This is a genomic window from Paenochrobactrum sp. BZR 201-1, from assembly GCF_044987585.2.
Classification (GTDB): domain Bacteria; phylum Pseudomonadota; class Alphaproteobacteria; order Rhizobiales; family Rhizobiaceae; genus Paenochrobactrum; species Paenochrobactrum pullorum.
Window position 1 is genome coordinate 1 of sequence record NZ_JBJDRZ020000034.1, and the last position, 1,429, is coordinate 1,429.

General features: G+C 49.7%; 1 protein-coding gene and 1 pseudogene. One reads left to right on the plus strand and one right to left on the minus strand.

Annotated elements, in window-relative coordinates; all coding sequences use genetic code 11:
- Window positions 1-959: pseudogene (locus tag ACI0FR_RS15215) on the minus strand (IS3 family transposase); the annotation flags it as partial.
- A 199-nt stretch (window positions 960-1,158) separates the two neighbouring features.
- Here ACI0FR_RS15215 and ACI0FR_RS15220 point away from each other — a divergent pair.
- Window positions 1,159-1,429 (plus strand): BCCT family transporter (locus tag ACI0FR_RS15220; protein WP_461667973.1); only part of this gene is annotated, 271 nt, incomplete at its 3' end.

The window sequence follows — 1,429 nt, forward strand, 5'->3', positions numbered from 1 at the left end:
GAAGACATTGTCCCGCCACGCACCCTTGCCATCCATTGAGATGGCGATCTCTGCCTTTTTCAGCACGTTGGTGAAGTCGATGGATGTGAACTGGGTGGATTCAAACGGTGGTCCTTGATCCGTGTTGAATATGTCTGGTTTTCCATAGCGGGCCAGTGCTTCCTCAACCGCTTCGATGCAGAAGTCCGCCTCCATCGTGATCGATAGTCGCCATGACAGAACCCGGCGGCTGAACCAGTCGACGACAGCGCACAGATAGACAAAACCACGTGCCATCGGAATATAGGTTATGTCCATTGCCCACACCTGATTGGGCCTGGTGACCGCTAGCTTGCGCAGGAGATAAGGATAGATTTTATGCCCTGGCGCTGGCTTCGAGGTGTTTGGGCGACGGTAAATCGCCTCGATGCTCATCTTTTTCATCAGCGTAGCGACATGCAGCCGACCAACCTCAAGCCCTTCTCCCTTCAAAAGCCCCCGCAACATGCGACTTCCCGCGAATGGATATTCCAGATGCAATTCATCGATCCGGCGCATGAGTGCCAGATCGCCATCCGATACCGGGCGTGGTGAATAGTAAACACTGCTGCGGCTAAAGCCGAGAAGCTTAGCTTGTCGTGTGACCGACAACTTGTGCGTGCGGTCGATCATTTCTTTCCGCCCAGCAATCCCGCCTTGCTGAGCGCACCGGATAAAAAATCATTTTCCAGAGTTAGCTCGCCGATCTTGGCGTGAAGCGTTTTGACGTCGACGGTAGGACCTGCTGGTTCCGCCTTGGTCTCATCGCCGAAAACTCCGGTCGCCCCCTCAAGAAGCTGATCTTTCCATTGCTTTATCTGGTTCGCGTGCACGTCAAACTGCTGGGATAATTCAACTAGCGTCTGCTCGCCTCTAATCGCAGCAAGCGCAACTTTTGCTTTAAAGGCTGGGCTATGGTTCCGGCGTGGTCGTCTCGTCATGGTATCTCCTGTTCACGGCATCTAAGCCGAAATTAGGCAGAATTTCCACTTATCCTAGCTGTGCAGATTTCCCGAGCCACTTCTTTTGTTAAACGGCATTAACATGTGGCAAATTTCATATACCCTTGACCTTGCAATTATATTATAGCTCAGACAATTATGACTACCGCCCTAAAGCTATCAACTTCAGAGAGCACCCATGCCTGCTAAATTTATAATAAATCCTCCAGTATTTTTCGGAGCTATTATTATCATCGGAATATTCTTAGCTATAGGTGTTGTTGTCCCTGATCGCGCTGCCACTATTTTCGCGCAACTTCAGCAAGCTATCCTAACCAATTTCGGTTGGTTTTATTTGCTATCAGTCGGCATTTTTCTTATCAGTGTTTTGCTCATCTGTTTAGGGCGCTACGGTCGCTTAAAACTTGGACCTGATGATGCAACACCGGATTTCAGCTTTATATCATGGA